The sequence below is a fragment of the Candidatus Aquicultor sp. genome, assembly GCF_054640775.1.
This window is the reverse complement of record NZ_JBTSLF010000242.1, coordinates 1-3,421: the sequence shown is the minus strand read 5'-3', so window position 1 is coordinate 3,421 and position 3,421 is coordinate 1. Positions and strand designations below refer to the sequence as shown.

The 3,421-nt window shown below is 51.3% G+C and carries 2 protein-coding genes; both read left to right on the top strand.

From position 1 onward, the window contains the following. On the top strand, positions 1-2,118 hold a 2,118-nt coding region (locus ACYC56_RS13510), incomplete at its 5' end, for an S-layer homology domain-containing protein (protein ID WP_461374697.1). A gap of 145 nt (positions 2,119-2,263) precedes the next feature. Beyond that, the gene (gene gcvT / locus ACYC56_RS13505; RefSeq protein ID WP_461374696.1) at positions 2,264-3,367 is read left to right on the top strand and encodes a glycine cleavage system aminomethyltransferase GcvT; all 1,104 of its coding nucleotides are present in this window, start codon (positions 2,264-2,266) and stop codon (positions 3,365-3,367) included. Positions 3,368-3,421 lie beyond the last annotated feature (54 nt).

Here is a 3,421-nt window from a genome sequence, read left to right as displayed (position 1 = left end):
GATACAGCGAATCAAGAGAATCCCGTAATCGGCTTTGACAGCTCTACCGGCGTCAGAAAGTTCTTTGTTGCCTGGCAAAGCGAGCGCGGTGACGGTAAGTCGGATATCAAAGGGCGATTCATCGATATTGAGCCTAGTGCGACCAGACACGGGTCGATAATCCATGTTTCCAATAAGGCGAGCACCCACGCCAACCCGGCAATGGCATTTGACAGCGACCACGGCAAGTTCCTGCTCGCATTTCAGGAAGATGCCGCTGAGTCTTCTGTCGATGACGACATCTTGTGTAAGGTTGTGCAATATGGCGACACTAATTTGACGTCGATTGAAGATAACCCGGTTGTTATAAACCAAGGCGAGGAAACGAACCCGACGGTAACATGGAGAAGCGACGATAGCTTTGCTGTAGCCTGGGAGACCCTTGTTAACCAGAGGCCTGGGCTCGAAGCAAGATTCTTCAATCATGACGGCACAGGCGGCAGCGCTTTTATCAGTAAACCGGATGCAGACCACGACCTATCCCAACCCTCCATAGCGTTCAGCCCGGACTCAGATAGTTGCCTTGTCGCATACAGGTATAAACCAAACGATAATACTAGAGGCATAGACTATTGGCCAATAGGATACGAGGCTTCAGATAACCGCCCGCCGGTAGTTTTAGATGACAGCACTTCGACAGCTGAGGATACGGCCAAGACAATCGCACTGCAAGCGACCGATGAAGATGATGATGGGCTTACGTTAAGTATCGTAACCGGGCCGGCCCACGGCTCGCTTAGCGCGATAAACGAGAATGGTGAGGTTATCTATACGCCAGCTAAGGACTACAACGGACCGGATAGCTTCACGTTCAAAGCCAATGACGGTATAGACGACTCGAACAACGCAACCTATTCCATAGGGGTGACTCCTATGGAGGATGCACCTGTAGCCAACAACCAAACGATAACTGTTTACCGAGATACACCTACAGACATCACCTTACTTGGTTCTGATGTCGAGAACGATCCTCTGTTTTACTTTGTAGAAACAACCCCATTGCATGGTACACTTAGCGGGCTTGTTGCGTATGGTAATAACTGGTCTATAAGTGGCAACACAGTAAAATACACACCTGATTCCGGCTTCGTCGGCGAAGATACCTTTACGTTCTTCGTTTGCGAATACCACTCGATGTACCCAGGTGGCGCATTCGATCCGGTTATGCCACCCTCTGATATACCGCTACCATCTGAGACCGCAACAGTTACGATTCACGTGGTTAGCCGGCCAGTTAGCGGTGGTGGCGATATCACTCCACCGGCGGCACCACTCAAACTGCGAGTGACGTCAACAGATCCAACAATCTCGCTTGCCTGGACGAAGAGCCCGGAGAGCGATCTCGCAGGCTATAACCTCTATCGCAAAGTAAAAGGCTCGAGCGACTCATTCAAGAAGCTGAATGACGCGCTGTTAAGCAAAGAGACGTTTAATGATTCTTCAGCCGAAGCCGGCACGACCTATATTTATTACGTCACTGCCGTGGATACCTCTCGCAATGAGAGTGGCAGGTCGAATGAAGTTGAAGCCGCGATAACCAAAGTAAAAGGTGCGGTCGTATTCAAGGATGTTCCCGCCAGCATGTACTGTAGCGAAGCCGCCGCACGGCTTATAGCTCTGAATGCGGTCAGCGGGTATCCGGACGGAACCTTCAGGCCGGAGCAAGACGTCACCCGCGCCGAGTTCGCAAAGATGCTCGTTGTAGCAATGGGCTGGGAGCTTGAGAACACCTCAAACGCATCCTTCCCGGATGTTGACACCGGCGACTGGTCATTCAAGTACATCGAGACCGGCAAAGCCCACGGTGTTCTACACGGCTACAAAGATGGCTTCTTTAGACCTGGTAAGAATATCTCGCGCGGGGAGATCGCCAAAATTCTCGCGATGGCGCTTGACCTGCCAAAGGGTAGCAGCAGCCTGACCGATATCAACTCGCACTGGGCGAAAGAACTCATCAATTCTTGTGTAACCGCAGATATTGTGAACGGCTATGCGGATAAAACATTCAGGCCGAACAATCCGGCAACACGGTGCGAGGCGGCTCAGATGATCGCAGCTACGCTTGATTACAAAAAATAATAACTAACCACGTAATTCCAAGGTAGGAGTAAAAAGCCCCCGCTTTCTCACGGGGGCTTTTTACGTCCGGAACCCGTCCCGTTTCAATACCGCCCAAAACGGAAATGCATAATATATCAAACAAGCCGTAAAAGGGGAACAAGAGATGCTAAAGAGGACACCACTCTACACGGAAGAATACCAACTCGGGGCACGCTTTACCGAATTTGCCGGTTGGGAACTCGCACTTTCCTATACCAGCATCATCCAGGAAAGCATGGCCGTGCGCATGGCAGCAGGCCTTTTTGATGTTTCGCACCTCGGGAAGATCGAAATAAGGGGAAGCGGCGCAACGGAGTTCCTTCAATATGTCGCAACTGCGGATATCGCAAAACTCCCCATCGGCAAAGGCGCCTATACGCTCTTCTGCAACCAGTCGGGCGGCATCTTAGACGACGAGATAATCTATCGCTTCGGCGACAACGATTACTATACGGTTCCAAACGCTGCTCGAAAAAACGCCATCCTGACCTGGTTCAAAAAGTACGGATCCCCTAGGGTCGAACTATACGATCGCACTGATGAGCTGTGCCTTCTTGCGCTCCAGGGGCCAAACTCACCCGATATTCTACGGGATGTCTATAAAGAGGACCCCAGTACATACAAGCGCTATACCGCAAAAACAATCAAAATAGATGGCCACAACTTTACCATTATGAGGTCGGGTTACACCGGCGAAGAAGGGTATGAAATTATGTGCGACCCGGCGGCGGCAAAGCACGCATGGACGATATTGATAGCGGCGGGCGCTAAACCCGCCGGGCTTGGCGCCCGCGACACGCTGCGCCTTGAGGTAGGATTGCCCCTCTATGGAAACGACATAACCGAAGAAACGACACCGCTGGAAGCAGGCCTTCAACGGTTCGTCTCGTTCGATAAAGGCGATTTTGTCGGCCGCGACGCGTTAGAACGGCAACTTCACACGGGAATACAAAAGAAATTGACCGGCTTCATCGTCAATCACGGCATAGCTAGAAAAGGGGATACGATGCTCGATAATACCGGCAACGAGATAGGAACCGTAACCAGTGGCGGGTACTCACCGATCCTCAAACAGGGCATTGGTCTTGCTTACGTAAAAGAGCCGATCTGGGAGCCCGGCGCACCGGTCAGAATCAAATCAAGAGACAAGCTCCTCGAGGCATATCTCGCAGAGCGTCCGTTTATAAAAATAACACGCCAAGGAGGTCCATACTCGAAAGTATCATAACTATATGAGCATGAAGCCAGAATCCCCCTCGTTACTACAGCCATGTGACGAGCG